This is a genomic window from Shewanella sp. SP2S2-6 (assembly GCF_031931965.1).
GTDB classification, from domain to species: Bacteria; Pseudomonadota; Gammaproteobacteria; order Enterobacterales; family Shewanellaceae; genus Shewanella; species Shewanella baltica.
This window is the reverse complement of record NZ_JAUOEQ010000015.1, coordinates 22,178-36,876: the sequence shown is the minus strand read 5'-3', so window position 1 is coordinate 36,876 and position 14,699 is coordinate 22,178. Positions and strand designations below refer to the sequence as shown.

Below are 14,699 nucleotides of genomic sequence, written 5' to 3'. Positions count from 1 at the left end.
TTCTTCAGCTCCCATGGCATCAAGTTATTGAACTTTAGGCGTTACTATGTGAAAAATAGTCATTTAATAGGTATGTTGAGTTAACTTAAGTGTTCCATTATCGACATTTAATGCCACTAGATGCTCATATACAAACTAACGTATGAGCTGATTTTTTCGCTGCTCATGTATGATAAGAAGATTCAGAAGGGAAGGAAAGTTTAGTTGGTGATAATCAACCTTGGTGAACTGGCTTTACTTTGGTATTTGAACATTAATTGCCAGTTTTTTAAACGGAGATTTATCATGGCAGGAAAAAATAAAGCATCTTTGAAAAGTCTGTTCAAGATTGAGACTCAAGAACAGTGTCTGTCTGCAATTAAAAATGGTTGGATAGTGACATTAATCTCACTCAGCATAACATTAGTTTTTAGTACCATTGGTTTCTTTACCCAAACTGAAAACGCGACGCTGAATTATTTCCTTGATCCATTTCTTATGATTGATGTCGTGCTAATGGCAGTGATGGCTTTTTTTATCTATAGAAAATCGAGAATCGCAGCCACTTTGATGTTGTTTTATTTTGTCTTATCTAAAATTCTTCAATGGAGCGATTTGGGTAATGTTCAAGGACTTCCATTAGCCATCGTTTTTATGTTCTTCTATTTTAATGCCATGCGCGCGACTTTTGTATGGCACTCAAAATATAAGATAGTTGATGAATCGTTATCTCTCGATACTGACATGTAACCAGATCATACCTTGCAATCTAGTGACTTATATTGTGTGGTGTACTACATGGTATTGATTAATATGGCTTATTTAGATATTTTTATGGTGATGACGTTAAAGGTAGCGCTATAACGACTTAACGGTTCTCAACGTTAACGGTTATTGCCAGATAAACGTATTTTGGACAGCTCATTGAAGCTGTTTATTGGCCGTGTCTGGCTGGTTACTTGTCGATAATCAGATTTGGTTTAAATTGATGTAAACCTTTTTTGCTAAATCAGTCTCGCGATAATAGCCGCTGTGATTTGCTACTGATGTGAATATGCCTGTAGCAACTTGTCTTACGTAGTGACTAATAGATGAATAAAAGCGAAGTCTAGGACTTCGCTTTGGGCTTAACTTATTGTCTTTTACAACTCTTGTTTTTAGAAGTTATAGGTGACACCTAACATAAAGTTGCGTCCCATCAGTGGTGCGTAATCTTTGAGTAACGAGGTGTGTGGCCGCGCGTCTTGGTCGAGTAGATTTGTGCCTTTGACATAGAACAGCATGTCACCCGCAGAAGTGTATAAACGGTAGGTGACGGCGGCATTCACTAGCGCATAGCCTGCTGTTTCGGTTTCATTTTCGGCGGTATCCGTTTGTTTTGCATAGCCAATCGCGCCGACTTCAGCGTGCCATTGTTGTTGGTCAAAGTTTAAAGTTGAACCGATACGCATGGGCGAAATGAGTGGCAAGTTACCACCATCGACCAGCTTGCCACGGGTGTAATCGCTGAACATATCCAATGACCAAATATCGTTAAACGGGATGCTGGCTTGGGCCTCGAGGGAATAAAGCTCGGCATCACCTTGGGTGTATTGGTAAACCGGTAAATCACCTTCAGCATCGCCGTTGACTATATCAGAGGCGACTAAGCCCGTATTTTTCTCGTAATAGAAATTATTGACTCGGTTGTAGGCCATGCTCAATGAGCCTGTCCACGCACCCTCTAATTTGCGCAGGGTTAAGTCGATATTGTTGGCGATCTCTTTATCGTTATTGCCATTGTTAGTGATGATTTGACCATTTTCAATGCTGAACTGCGAACCAAGCTCAAAGCTTTGGGTAGCATCGTGGGGACCATAGCTGTAAAGCTCTTCGGCGGTGGCCGAACGTTGGGCGCGGGTGAGCGACAGTCCTAAGTTATAGGCAGGATCTAAGTCCCACATCATGCCCGCCGATACAGTTAAATCATTATCGACTAAGTCTTCGGCTTGGTAGTGTTGTTCGCCATTTAGCGTGTCTAGCGTCATGCCGTCTGGCGCTAAGCGGTAATGCTCCAAGCGGCCGCCGAGTTCGACGCGAAAATCCCCAACCTTACGTTCTTGCACGATAAAGGCGGCTAAGGTATCGGTTTTGCTGTCTGGTGTCAGCGCTTCTTCGCCTTCAACGGCAAAGTCACGGTGCACAGCATGTAGCCCCATAGTGCCTTGCCACTCACCCCAAGGATGATTGTTAAGGCTTAAGCGCGCTTCACTTTGTTTGTTGAAGAAAGTTGTGCCAGCAACCCCATCTTCTTCCTCAGCATGTTGATAATCGGTATAGCCCGCATCAAAACGCAGTTTACTGAAGCCTGCAAAAGGATCTAACAAACCACTGTGCAGTTGCCATGCGGTTTTCTTTAAATCTATGGTGATGTCGGGCGCATCGGCTTCGCCGCGGCCGGGAATACCGTAATTCGATTCAGTGCGCGCGCCGGATACGCTGACAAATCCCGTGTCACCGGTATAGCCAACACCCGCGGCATAGTCGTCGAGTTTTTGATTACTATTCGCCAGCTTTCCATGGGTTTCGGGCAGATTGGCAATGGCATTTCCCGGAATATCGACATCGTCGGTAATGCGGTGGGTGCCATCTACATGCCAATTGAACTGACCATTGCCACCATCGATATCACCGTTAAAGGTGCGGCCATTGCTGGCCGTGTCGTAGCGAGTGCCAAATTGTCCCGACAGTTCATCGACTGGGCTCTCGTGGTAGCGTTTATCCACCACATTGACCACGCCGCCAATGGCGCCGTTCCCGTAAAGCAATGTACCTGGGCCGCGCAGGATCTCTATTTGCTGCGCCGAGGCGGCTTCCGCTGTTACCGCGTGATCGGCCGATACCGTTGATGCGTCACCAACAGACAGACCATTTTCAAGCACTTGTACTCGAGGACCACCCATGCCGCGAATGATGGGGCGACTCGCCCCAGCACCAAAGTGAGAGGCTTGTACGCCGGGCAGTTTTTCTAAGGTGTCACCCAGCGTCGGCTCGATATTGAGCTTGAGTTGATCTTCGGTCAGTACACTAATTGGCGTCGTGCTTTCGAGCGCAGAGCGGGCGAGCGGCGATGCGGTCACGACAATGTTTTCCATCGCCGTTTTCGTCAGTGAAATATCCTGCGTTACCGCGCCAGTTGTTATCTGCAAATCCCTATCAACATGCTTAAAGTCGGCATTGCTAATGTGGAGATGGATATGACTATTGTCGGCCACAGTTAACTGATACTGGCCCTGAGAATTGGTGCTTGTGCTCGTCCCACCGTCGATGCTGACAAGGGCGCCAGCGATAGGTGCGCCTTGCAGATCGGTTACTTGACCTTGTAATTGAGCGGCCATAACCGGTGAACACACGCCAGCTACTGCTAGCGCTATTGAAGATAGTGCAAGTTTCATTGTGCCTTTCCTTTAGATAAGCAAAAAATAGATTTTTTAAATGATTGAATTTGCTTAAGACAGTAAGGGCGGTGCACGCACGTTGAAGTGACGTAACCAAGGTAAACTCGGTTGTTGATAAGGTTTCTGCGGGATGCTTTCAGCTTGCTGCAATCCCATCGGCGGCATAAGCACAGACGATGGACCTGCATTTTGCTCATGACCAAAATCGCACAGGAAACAGTGGGCATGCTCATGTTCTAAACTGTGTTCAGCAGAATGCGACAGCGCAACCGATTGGATGACAATCAGCCACAAGCCGAGTAGTAGCCAAAGCCACTTTCTGTGAGTTGGGGAACTTGAGTGAGTCATTATTCTTCTATGGGTCAGATTTATCTTAGCGTCGCACGAGTCGTCGAGCGCGAGATACAGTTGATCCTAATTTGTGACCAGACCCTACTTGAATTGTCAGTCTTGGGTCTAGTTAACCTTTGTTAATAAAGAATGTTTAATCGGTTTCGATGATGGGATGATTTAATCTATTAATTTGATTTTATTATGGATTCTATTATCCTGATTAATGTTGAATGACGAACATGAAGGTTTTAAGGCCTCAATCGTTTCAGCGGATAAGCGTATTAGGTGCGAAGTTTCCCCCTCGCTTAAGTTCACTTCCTTGCGCTTTGCTGACTGTTCTTGCTATCTGACGATATTTTCGTCGCAAAAAAGCCACTGCTTGTGCAGTGGCGGATAAAAAGACTAACAAACTGTTGTAATATGTAGCGCTAAATAACGACTAGAAATGTGGATTAAATGGGCATGCGTATTCTTTGGCTTTTTGTGTTAACGCTCAGCATTCTTCCCGGTGCCGCTGCCGCATCTGATATTGCCAGCAGTGTCAACGGAGGTTCAAATCGCCTTGCCGACGGCGGTGATTTTGAACTGGGTATGAGTGTTTACGGGGTCAACCAAATTGATGTTCGGCAAACCGATTCCGGCGCTGCGCAATTGTCGCTGTTGGTCAGTGGCATGTATCAGTACAAAGGCATGTTTGTTGAGATGATCCACCAATCTCAGGATGGGGTTAATCTTGGGGTGAATCTTTGGAGTTCAGAGGATTGGTCCTTTGATCTGTTATTGGCGAATTTACAGGGTTCATGGTCACGTCCAGATGTGGACCCCAGCACACTCGATGAAGCTGGCCGCAATGCTTATCTACTATCGGAAGATTCGCTCTATATTGGCGCAGGTTTTCGTGCCACGCGTTACTGGGGCGATAACTACGTTTTCCAGTACAGATTAGTATCTGATTATTATGATGATCAGGGTATTCAGAGTTCCGCCAGATTGGGTAAGTCTTGGCAGGTACGTAATTGGAACTTTCACGTTTTGGGAAGCGTAGGCTATTCATCAGCCACCTTGAATCGCTATCTTTTTGGTGTCAGTAAAGAAGAAGCGACCGAACGCTTTCCCGAATATCACCCGAACAGTTCTTTTAGCTATGGCATGGAGCTCGGTGTTGCCTATCCGCTGAGCGAGAGCTTTGTATTTAGAGCCATGTATCGCTTCAATGTGTTATCCCAAGAAGTGACCGTCAGCCCTTTCAATCAAGCTGGCTATGCATCGTACTTTAATGCCTCTATCAGCTACGTGTTTTAGGGGCGTGGGCATGAAGCGATTTTATTTGTGGCTAGTGTTACTGAACGCGCCTTTTTTTGCTTGGGGTCAAGATGATTCGGTGATTTTTACTGCGACCCCAGAGCGCTGCATTGCGCTCCATAAGGGGCAAACTTGCTATCAAGATGTGTTGTTTCGATGGCAAACACCTGCGAGCGGCGAGTATTGCCTCATACTGACTGACCGCCAGCACCAGCTAATCTGCTGGAGCGGCAAAGCCATGCAAGAATACCAATATAGTTTTGAAGGCGATAAAACGGCGACCTTTAGTTTGATCCGTAATGATGACGTGCAACCACTGGCGCAGGTCAAAGTGGTGGTGACTTGGGTTTATAAGGCCCCTAAACAGAGTCAGTCAGGTTGGAGGTTATTCTAATATGTCAGTTGAAAAACACATCTTAGTGGTCGAAGACGATATCTCGCTGGCTGAATGGATCAGTGATTATTTACTCGACCACGGTTACGAAGTCACGGTTGCCAGCCAAGGCGATTTTGCCTTAGAGATGATAGCCGAAGAGATCCCTGACTTAGTATTACTCGACGTAATGTTACCCGTTAAGAATGGTTTCGATGTCTGTAAGGAAGCGAGAGCATTTTATGCTGGGCCGATTCTCTTTATGACGGCTTGTGTTGAGGATGGGGATGAGATCCGCGGATTAGATGTCGGGGCAGATGATTACCTGACAAAGCCGATCCGGCCACAGGTGTTGTTAGCGCGGATAAAAGCCCTGTTACGCCGTGTGGGTGATGAGGAGCAAAAACAACAGTTAGTGTTTGATTCGCTGGTGCTCAATGCTACGGCAAAATCGGCCACTATCGATAAACAGCCGCTGGATTTGAATGCCAATGAGTTCGATGTGTTGTGGCTACTGGCATTGAAGGCGGGCACGATTGTCAGCCGTAATGAACTGGTGGCTCAACTGCGGGGCATTGAATACGACGGCCTAGATCGCTCAGTTGATATTCGCATATCGCGTTTACGCAAGAAATTACAGGAAGCGTTGAGTCAGCCCTATAAAGTAAAAACCATCCGTGGCAAGGGATACCTTTTTTGCCGCGACGAAGGTGAGCAAGCTTTATGAAGAAGTTGATGACTTCTCTGGTGCTGGTCGTGCTGGTGGCCATTGCCAGCCTAGGTTGGTCGATAAGCGAGTTTGCCAGTCTGCTAGATCCTGATAATGACACGCAAACCCCAGCCTCTCACCTCGCCGCATTAAAACTGCTGGGCGGCACACTGGCGCAAACGTTCGATAACGATAGCGTTAACAATCAGAGTGTTATTGCAAACTGGAACCAGCTAAATTCAGAGCAACTCTCTTTAGCGAGTGAAGCCGATTTCGTTTTACCCTCAGATCTAAAAACCGCGTTTTATGCCGGGGAATCGCTGTTGCTGGAGTCCGATGACGGTATCTCCTTGCATTATTTACTGCCGAAAACGGGGCAGGTATTGAACATCAATACCGATATTGTCACGCCAACCGATGGCAAGTTTGACTTGAATAAGCTGTATACCATGCTTTTTTATGGTGGTGTGGTGCTGATATTGTTGGTGTGGGTGTCGCCCTTGATCCGTCAGTTGGTTAATCTCAGTCAGGCGACCCAAGCGTTTGGCATGGGGGAGTTGCAGCAGAGAATTCCTGTTAGAAAAACGTCGTACATAGGTACTATTGAAAGCGAATTCAACCGTATGGCGGATCGTATTCAGCAATTGATCGATGACAACAAACTGCTCAGTCGAGCTGTTTCTCACGATTTAAAAACTCCGATCGCACGGCTAAGATTCGGCATTGAGGCGCTGGAAGAAACCCAAAACGAACAGCTTAGAGTGAAGTATTTCCAGCGCTTGAACCGCGATCTAGACACTATGGAAGACTTGGTGATGACGCTGCTGAGTTATGCCCGCCTCGATGAAGCGAATATCCAGCCCGATTGGCAGTCGATTGAACTCAATGCTTGGTTGCTCGAAAAGTATCAAGGTCAAGTGTACCCCGATTTTTCGGTTGAACTGGTTCCCTATCCCACAGCGCTCAAGATCAAGACAGACCCTAAGTACTTATCAATGCAGGTAAATAATTTGCTCAATAATGCGCTGCGTTTTGGTAAGGCAAAGATTCGGCTGACGTTGGCAGTCGAGGAGGGCGCGACCTGGTTACACGTTGACGATGACGGTCCAGGCATAGACGAACTGGAGTCTGCGCAGGTGATTAAGCCTTTTGTGCGTGGTCAGCACAGTCGTGGAAATTCCGGTCATGGTATGGGGTTGGCGATTGTCGATAGAATTGGTTGCTGGATGAATGCCCCATTACGTATTGGACGCTCTCCTGATCTCGGTGGCGCTCGCATGTCACTAAAATTCAAGGCTGAAGTTTAACGCTGAATTTTAAAGCGGAGTTTAAGGCAAGAGTTTAAGACTGGATTTTAACGCTGCATAACCATCAGACAAAGCGAGCAATGTCGCGATGTAGCGATAAACCAGCACCAGCCTAGGAGCTAGGCTGGTGCTGTTTCAATGAGCAATTAACCTTTCACATCGACATTGTTAAGTATGTAATCCGTGTCGTAGATACGTGAGTTCGTATTTTCAGGTTTGCTATGTAAACCTGTGACTTCGACCATGACAGAAGTTTCTTGATTCATCGTCGAACTCCCCCACAAAATGTCGTTACTGCTGTTCTTTCCTACCCCAAATTGGCCCACTGCGTCACGATCGGTTTGTTCGCGAGTGAAAGTGAAGTAGCTATAACCAGCCTGTTTGCATAACTCAGCCGATTTACGCATGACGTACTTTCGGGCCAATGCGCGGTCAGTGTTGGTATTGCCAACAAAGCTTATCTGCCAGCTATCGGGTGCAATCTGTGCGGTTTCAAAGCCTTTACCGAAAGACCAAAATTGCTTTTCGGTATCGTAGGAAGTGGCGCAAGCTGAAAGCATCAAGGCTAATCCAGCACATAAAAACGTTTTTTTGATCGATGTCATGGTCTTGTCTCGTCAGGTTAGTTAGAAGCTATAGCTCACGCCAAGAGTAGTAACCCACTGGTTGCTACTGTCGATTAGCGGAGAGTCAGCCATGTTGGCAGCTATGTGCGAGTAACCAGTGGCTTGAGTAATGTCTAAATGCTTAGTCACTGGAATTACCAAAGCGTAACCCAGCTTATAGGCAAAGGTGCCGTCGGCTTGATAAGCAGGGCGCTGCGCCGTTGCTTCAGATGACGGCACACCTGTGTAGTAGTTTGCGAAGTCTTTACTGAAATAGTGCACACCCGCATAAGGTACCAGATCCCCAAAGCCCAGATTGATTGGATGGTAGTAGGTGATATCAGCTTGAAAACCATCATAAACATTTGTCACATCGTGTTGGAATTTGGTTGATAACGTGCCCGTGCCTAAATGAATGTCGGCGTTTAAACCCAGATCGCCACTGAATTTGCGATCTTTCATGCCCGTTAAAATATCGGCGTCATTGGCATCAAAGCCTGGATTGGCAACCACAAAAATGCTGAAGTTAACGGCACTGTCGTTGGTGCCTAAAAAGCGGTAGTTGATACCGGACAGGTCGGCGTTGAAGTCCTCACCGTGGTAACCGCCATTGAGGTAGACACCTGTCTGGTGATCTTGACCCTTATAAAATTGACTGCCAGTAGCAACACCTGCGCCAGCAAAAAACTGATCTTGATGACTATAGATATTACCGTTACGAATGTAGGTATTGCTTTCAGCAAGCGCGTGGCTCGACATCAAAATACTTGTGATAACAAAGCAAAGTTTTTTCATTTTTTGATCCTTAAGACATCTGTCTAGTGACTGTGGCGCCACTATATTTCAGTTCTTAACAGGACTCTGTATCCGAATGTAACCTGAAGCATTTTGTCGAAGGACCGCTGTAGGGTATTGAGCTGAGCATGCTACTGCGAGTTTAACGAGGGTAATACGATAGCTTTGTGCTTGGTCAGTGCAAGAGAGTTTGGGGTAGAGGGTTTGCCGTTAACCCAAAGCGAAATGCAATGAAAGGGCGATATTTAGAATGGTAAAGCGGCGTTTAGCTAAAAGAAATCAATAGCATCAGGTGTATTGGCCTGATGCTATTGGTTATTCAAACGACTTAGCCGGCTAAGCCTAGGGGCTAAGATTCGGGGGCTAAGGGCAAGGTAATCTGAATTTATCGGACAGTTCGTTTAATCGCACTAATAGCTCGGGCGATAAGGTGACTTTCAGGCTGTCGATATTTTCTTTAAGTTGATATAAGTCCGTGGCGCCAATGATATTTGAGCCAACAAATTTACGCGAGTTAACAAAAGCTAACGCCATTTGTGCGGGCGAGAGTTTGAACTCGCGGGCCAAATCGACATAGGCTTTTGTAGCCTCCAGAGCCATTTGCGAACCTGTGTAACGGGCGAAACGCTTAAACAAGGTCAGGCGCGCACCTTCGGGCCATTGGTCGTTGCAATATTTTCCGGTTAGGGCACCAAAGGCTAGGGGCGAGTATGCGAGCAACGGCAACTCTTCACGGTGGCTGATTTCGCTCATGCCGACTTCGAAGCTGCGATTGAGCAAGTTATAGGGATTTTGCACACTCACAATACGCGGCAAGCCGTGTTTTTCGGCGAGTTGCAGGTACTTCATTAAACCCCAAGGCGTTTCGTTCGACACTCCTATATAGCGCACTTTGCCTTGGCGGATCACTTCGGCAAGGGCTTCTAGGGTTTCGAGGATTGGGGTTTGAGTTTCTTGATCTTGCGCTTCGTAAAACAGTTCACCAAAGAAGTTGGTATTACGGTCGGGCCAATGAACTTGGTAGAGATCGATAGTATCGATTTGCAGGCGCTCGAGTGACGCATCGACCGCTTGATGGATATTGTTCCAGTCCAGCGCCATATTCTTGCGAATATAATCACTCTTACCACCCGGTGCGGCAATTTTAGTGGCAATCACTAGGTCGTCACGGTTGCCGCGAGCCTTAATATATTGCCCAAGAATACGCTCTGTTTCCCCTTGGGTTTCGGGCTTAGGTGGGACGGGATACATTTCTGCCGTATCGATAAAGTTGATGCCATTGCCTATGGCATAGTCCAGCTGTGCAAATGCTTCGGCTTGGGTATTTTGTTCGCCCCAAGTCATAGTGCCCAAACAGATTTTGCTGACCTCGAGATTAGAATGCGGTATGCGTCTGTATTCCATCTGTTTCTCCTACGAAAACTCTCTTAGTTTGAGGCTACCAAGCTTTTGCTGTAAAGCAAAGGTTAAACCATAGGATGAAATGTTAGTGCGTTAAAAATAGCCAGTACCCAAAGTGGTATTGCGCCATGTTGAGGCATGCCATTGGTTGAAGTTTGTTCTCTGAGTCGCGCTTTTAACGGTTTTATCGCTTTGCTGCACTGAAATGGGGATTTTGGCTTATTTTCGTAAACCTTAGGTATGACTAAATCAGTAATGACGTAATTATGAATAAATTGTTATAAAACTACATTTATAGATCGCGGCGAGTTTGGAAGTGAATCTGTGTCACAAAACTGCGTAAATTTACGTATCTAACTTACGAATTTGCGGCGGAATGTGACGCCAATATCGGAAACTGCGTTAACAAATCTCTACCCTAAATTTATCTAAAAATTTTTCATGGTTGATATTTGTGATGGCAGATTTTTCAAACCAAATTGTAACGATCAAAAAAGGCCTCGACTTGCCGATTGCTGGCGAGCCACGACAGGTCATTGAACTCGGTGCTAAGCCATCCCAAGTGGCTGTTCTGGGTGAAGAATTCGTTGGACTTAAGCCGACGATGTTGGTCGAAGAGGGCGATTGGGTTCAAAAGGGCCAAGCCCTGTTTGAAGATAAAAAAACACCGGGCGTGTTGTTCACTGCACCCGCTAGTGGCCAAGTCGTGGCGATTAACCGCGGCGAGCGCCGAATTCTACAATCGGTTGTCATTCGTTGTGATGACGGCGAAAACCGCGATGGACAGATTTCCTTCGAAATCCATCAAGACATCGCCGCTTTAGCAAGGTCAACCGTTCAGGCGCAATTAGTGAAAAGCGGTCTATGGACTGCACTGCGTACGCGGCCTTTCTCGCGCGTGCCTGCGCTCGATAGCACGCCCGCAGGGATTTTTGTTACCGCAATTGATACTAATCCACTGGCCGCCGATCCCCGTTTGATTATCGCCGAGCAAACCGAAGCTTTTAAAGCTGGCTTGCTGGTGTTGAGCCGCTTAACCGAGGGCAAGGTTTACCTGTGTCAGGATAAGGGCGAAGCGATTGTGAAAGAGGCATTGCCGCAACTTGAGCTGCGCCGTTTTGACGGGGTTCATCCTGCAGGTTTAGTCGGCACTCATATTCACTTTATTCTACCTGTGAGTTTAGAGCGTCAGGTATGGCATATCGGTTATCAAGACGTGATTGCCTACGGCAAATTATTCCAAACCGGTGAGTTGTATACCGACCGCATCGTCGCCTTAGGTGGCCCGAGCGTGCTGAATCCGCGTTTACTGCGCACTCAGTTGGGCGCCGAGTTAAGTCCCTTAGTCAGTGATGACATCAAACCCGGCCAAAACCGCGTGGTATCGGGCTCTGTGTTATCTGGCCATACCGCGGTTGGTGTGCATGACTTTTTAGGCCGATTCCACAACCAAGTGTCAGTGCTGAGCGAAGATGCGCAGCACCATGTACTTTCTTGGGTACGGGGTGGCTCGGATAAATTCTCTATTACCCGCGCGGTGACATCACGTTTGTTTGGTGCCACTAAGCTGTTCGAATTCACTACCCATCAGGGCGGTTCAGCCCGCGCCATGATGGCCTTTGGTCAGCTAGATCGCGTGATGCCACTGGATATTTTACCCACCTTGCTCGTTCGAGACTTAGTGGTGCGTGATACCGATGAGGCGCAGGCCTTAGGTGCATTGGAGTTAGATGAAGAAGATCTGGCGCTGTGTACTTTTGTGTGTCCCGGCAAATATGACTTTGGTAAAGAATTACGTGCCTGTCTAGATGTTATCGAGAGGGAAGGTTAATGACTAAGCAAGTTACTGATTTACAGGAAGAATACTACGCAACGGGTAAGTCGATGAAGGGCTTTGTGCGTTCACTCGTCATTGCCAGTGGCCGCAGCACTAAGGGTAAAGTGCATGTGCGTGACGCGATTGACGTGAAACGTACCATGACGTTAGTCGGTTTGTGTTTAATGCCTGCCATTTTATTCGGTCTATATAACATTGGCCTACAGGCGCAGCTTGCGCTCGCGGGCGGATTATCGACCCCAGATGTGTGGAAGTTAGAAATCTTTAATACCCTGTTTGGCGGCCTTAGCCAAGACACTGGGGTATTGGGTTTATTCCTCTACGGTCTTAGTTTTTATCTGCCGATTTACCTGACGGCGCTGCTGACCAGTTTGTTTTGGGAAGTGGTGTTTGCGCGGGTTCGCGGCCAAGAGTTGCACGAAGGCTTCTTCGTTACAGCCCTGCTATTTACCTTAATTTTGCCAGTATCGACACCGCTATGGCTGGTGGCCATGGGGATTTCCTTTGGTGTGGTTGTGGCTAAAGAGCTGTTTGGCGGCATGGGATATAACTTCCTTAACCCTGCGCTGGCGGGCTTGGCTTTTATCTACTTCGCCTATCCCTCTGAAGTTGCAACCATTAAACAGCTCGTTGCCGTTGATGGTTTCTCTGGTGCGACTGCACTGGCACAAACCGCAGCGGGCAAGCTGAGCTTTGCTGATTACTCTTGGTTTAGCGCCTTTAGCGATCCTAATTGGTGGAACAACTTTTTTGGCTTCACCGTGGGCGCAATTGGCGAAACCAGTACCTTAGCGATTTTGATCGGTGGTTCATTACTGCTGATCAGCCGTTTAGCGGATTGGCGCATTGTGCTTGGTGTGTTGCTGGGCATGATAGCGACTGCAACGCTTTGTAATTACATCGGTTCTAGCAGCAATGAAATGATGGCAATGCCGTGGACTTGGCATCTAGTCACTGGCGGTTTTGCGCTGGCGATGATGTTTATGGCCACCGATCCTGTGACCACTTCCTACACTCGCCAAGGCAAATTTGCCTACGGTGCCTTGATTGGTTTTATGACAGTGCTTATCCGTGTCGCTAACCCCAAAATGCCTGAGGGCGTGATGTTAGCCATTCTGTTCGCCAACCTTTGGGCGCCGCTGTTCGATTATCTGGTGGCCCGCGCCAACATCAAACGGAGATTAAAACGTCATGGTCTTTAAGAAAGATACTGTGGTGGGGACCATGATCTTCACCATCACGCTCTGCCTCCTGTGCTCGTTTATGATCACAGGCACTGCAGGCATTTTGAAAGAACGTAAAGTCGCCAAAAAACGTGACGAAGTGAAGCGTTATGTGTTGATGGCAGCCGATGTGAACTTAGGTCAGAACACTGATTTTAGGGATATTTTCGCTAAATCGGTTAAGCCATTATTGATCAACCTAGACACAGGTAAGGTGGACTCAGACGCTAACGTGCTCGATTTCGATGAGCGTATGGCGGCGATTAATCCTGAGACCTCAAGCGCACCGAAAAAGGACATCGCCAAGATTAAAACCCGTGCGAACGATGCCCGCGTATTTAAAGTGCTCGATGCCGATGGCAAGTTAGACAGTGTGGTTGTGCCTTTTTACGGTAAAGGTCTGTGGTCGATGATTTACGGCTATGTGGCGGTTGAACCCGATTTCAACACCATTAAAGGGCTAGTGGTGTACGAGCACGGTGAAACCCCAGGTATCGGTGACTTTGTAACGGATCCCCATTGGTTATCGCTGTGGAAGGGTAAGCAATTATTTGATGAAAAAGGCAAATTTGCTATGCGCCTCGTTAAAGGCGGCGCTAAAGAAGGCGATGTCCACGGTGTCGATGCTGTGAGTGGCGCGACCATGACAGGCCGCGGCGTGCAGCGCGCAATGGAGTTTTGGTTTGGGGTTGAGGGTTTTCAAACCTTCTTCAATCAGCTGAAAGCGACGGCCGCGCAGGGTGAATTGCAAGGTGAGTTGGGAGAGGCAAAATGAGCAACACTTTATCCATGCGTGACATGTTAACGGGGCCAGTGTTTGCCAATAACCCCGTCGCGATGCAAGTGCTGGGCGTATGTTCGGCGCTGGCGGTCAGTAACTCAATGCAAACCGCTGTGGTGATGACGCTCGCAGTGACCTTTGTGTTGGTGTTTTCTAACCTGATTATCTCTGCCATCCGTAACTTTATCCCGACCAGTGTGCGCATTATCGCGCAGATGACGGTTATCGCCTCCTTGGTGATTATTGTCGACATGGTACTGCAGGACGTGGCCTATGAGTTATCTAAGCAACTTTCTGTATTCGTTGGGTTAATTATCACTAACTGTATCATCATGGGCCGCGCAGAAGCCTTCGCCATGAAGTATCCACCGCATTTAGCGGTCGTCGATGCGCTCGGTAATGCGACAGGTTATGGCTTGATTTTGATCAGCGTCGCCTTTGTACGCGAGCTGCTAGGGACAGGTAATTTATTCGGTCACCCTGTGTTCACCACCATTGAAAACGGCGGTTGGTACTTGCCAAACGAGATGTTCAAGTTACCACCGAGTGCCTTCTTCCTGATTGGTGTGCTGATCTGGACTATCAATGTGATCCAGCGGAAACGGGGTTAAGGAGCA

14 protein-coding genes are annotated in these 14,699 nt (G+C 47.4%); 9 read left to right on the top strand and 5 right to left on the bottom strand.

Features of this window, described 5'->3' with window-relative positions:
- Nucleotides 1–285 precede the first annotated feature (285 nt).
- Nucleotides 286–729, top strand: a complete 444-nt coding sequence (locus Q4Q57_RS12005; RefSeq protein WP_107950321.1) for a hypothetical protein — start codon at nt 286–288, stop codon at nt 727–729.
- A gap of 407 nt (nt 730–1,136) precedes the next feature.
- Here Q4Q57_RS12005 and Q4Q57_RS12000 read toward each other — a convergent pair whose 3' ends face one another.
- Both Q4Q57_RS12000 and Q4Q57_RS11995 read right to left on the bottom strand, forming a co-directional pair.
- Complete coding sequence (locus Q4Q57_RS12000) at nt 1,137–3,413, bottom strand: TonB-dependent receptor (protein ID WP_311890953.1); 2,277 nt, start codon at nt 3,411–3,413, stop codon at nt 1,137–1,139.
- 54 nt (nt 3,414–3,467) lie between these two features.
- A complete protein-coding gene (locus Q4Q57_RS11995; RefSeq protein WP_107949036.1) occupies nt 3,468–3,764 on the bottom strand; it encodes a hypothetical protein in 297 nt (98 codons plus the stop codon).
- Between the two features lie 447 nt (nt 3,765–4,211).
- Between Q4Q57_RS11995 and Q4Q57_RS11990 the strand changes: the two genes are divergently transcribed.
- From Q4Q57_RS11990 to Q4Q57_RS11975, 4 genes are read left to right on the top strand one after another with little or no spacing between them, the layout of a single operon-like run.
- Nucleotides 4,212–5,051, top strand: coding sequence for a MipA/OmpV family protein (locus Q4Q57_RS11990; RefSeq protein WP_311890952.1), 840 nt, complete (start codon nt 4,212–4,214; stop codon nt 5,049–5,051).
- A gap of 10 nt (nt 5,052–5,061) precedes the next feature.
- Nucleotides 5,062–5,445, top strand: coding sequence for a DUF3019 domain-containing protein (locus tag Q4Q57_RS11985; protein WP_071938536.1), 384 nt, complete (start codon nt 5,062–5,064; stop codon nt 5,443–5,445).
- 1 nt (nt 5,446) lies between these two features.
- Nucleotides 5,447–6,151, top strand: coding sequence for a response regulator transcription factor (locus tag Q4Q57_RS11980; RefSeq protein WP_311890951.1), 705 nt, complete (start codon nt 5,447–5,449; stop codon nt 6,149–6,151).
- Nucleotides 6,148–7,440 (top strand): ATP-binding protein, encoded by a 1,293-nt coding sequence (locus Q4Q57_RS11975; RefSeq protein ID WP_311890950.1) that lies wholly within the window; start codon nt 6,148–6,150, stop codon nt 7,438–7,440. Before Q4Q57_RS11980 ends, Q4Q57_RS11975 begins: the two co-directional genes overlap by 4 nt.
- A gap of 146 nt (nt 7,441–7,586) precedes the next feature.
- On the opposite strand, the gene Q4Q57_RS11970 is transcribed toward Q4Q57_RS11975, so the two are convergent.
- The 3 genes from Q4Q57_RS11970 to Q4Q57_RS11960 all read right to left on the bottom strand — a co-directional run bounded on the left by Q4Q57_RS11970 (nt 7,587) and on the right by Q4Q57_RS11960 (nt 10,244).
- On the bottom strand, nt 7,587–8,045 hold the full coding sequence (locus Q4Q57_RS11970; RefSeq protein WP_006080308.1) for a CC0125/CC1285 family lipoprotein: 459 nt from the start codon (nt 8,043–8,045) through the stop codon (nt 7,587–7,589).
- Between the two features lie 21 nt (nt 8,046–8,066).
- Nucleotides 8,067–8,840 carry an outer membrane protein OmpV gene (gene ompV / locus Q4Q57_RS11965; RefSeq protein ID WP_311890949.1) on the bottom strand — a complete coding sequence of 258 codons (774 nt, stop codon included), beginning with the start codon at nt 8,838–8,840 and terminating at the stop codon, nt 8,067–8,069.
- A 363-nt stretch (nt 8,841–9,203) separates the two neighbouring features.
- Nucleotides 9,204–10,244, bottom strand: coding sequence for an NADP(H)-dependent aldo-keto reductase (locus Q4Q57_RS11960; protein WP_311890948.1), 1,041 nt, complete (start codon nt 10,242–10,244; stop codon nt 9,204–9,206).
- 454 nt (nt 10,245–10,698) lie between these two features.
- On the opposite strand from Q4Q57_RS11960, the gene Q4Q57_RS11955 reads away from it, so the two are divergent.
- From Q4Q57_RS11955 to Q4Q57_RS11940, 4 genes are read left to right on the top strand one after another with little or no spacing between them, the layout of a single operon-like run.
- Nucleotides 10,699–12,072 carry a Na(+)-translocating NADH-quinone reductase subunit A gene (locus Q4Q57_RS11955; protein WP_071938532.1) on the top strand — a complete coding sequence of 458 codons (1,374 nt, stop codon included), beginning with the start codon at nt 10,699–10,701 and terminating at the stop codon, nt 12,070–12,072.
- Nucleotides 12,072–13,280, top strand: a complete 1,209-nt coding sequence (locus Q4Q57_RS11950; protein ID WP_311890947.1) for an NADH:ubiquinone reductase (Na(+)-transporting) subunit B — start codon at nt 12,072–12,074, stop codon at nt 13,278–13,280. Before Q4Q57_RS11955 ends, Q4Q57_RS11950 begins: the two co-directional genes overlap by 1 nt.
- Nucleotides 13,270–14,076, top strand: a complete 807-nt coding sequence (locus Q4Q57_RS11945; RefSeq protein WP_006080313.1) for a Na(+)-translocating NADH-quinone reductase subunit C — start codon at nt 13,270–13,272, stop codon at nt 14,074–14,076. Before Q4Q57_RS11950 ends, Q4Q57_RS11945 begins: the two co-directional genes overlap by 11 nt.
- Nucleotides 14,073–14,693 (top strand): NADH:ubiquinone reductase (Na(+)-transporting) subunit D, encoded by a 621-nt coding sequence (locus tag Q4Q57_RS11940; RefSeq protein ID WP_028761892.1) that lies wholly within the window; start codon nt 14,073–14,075, stop codon nt 14,691–14,693. The genes Q4Q57_RS11945 and Q4Q57_RS11940 overlap by 4 nt, the downstream gene beginning before the upstream one ends.
- The last annotated feature ends 6 nt before the right edge of the window (nt 14,694–14,699 follow it).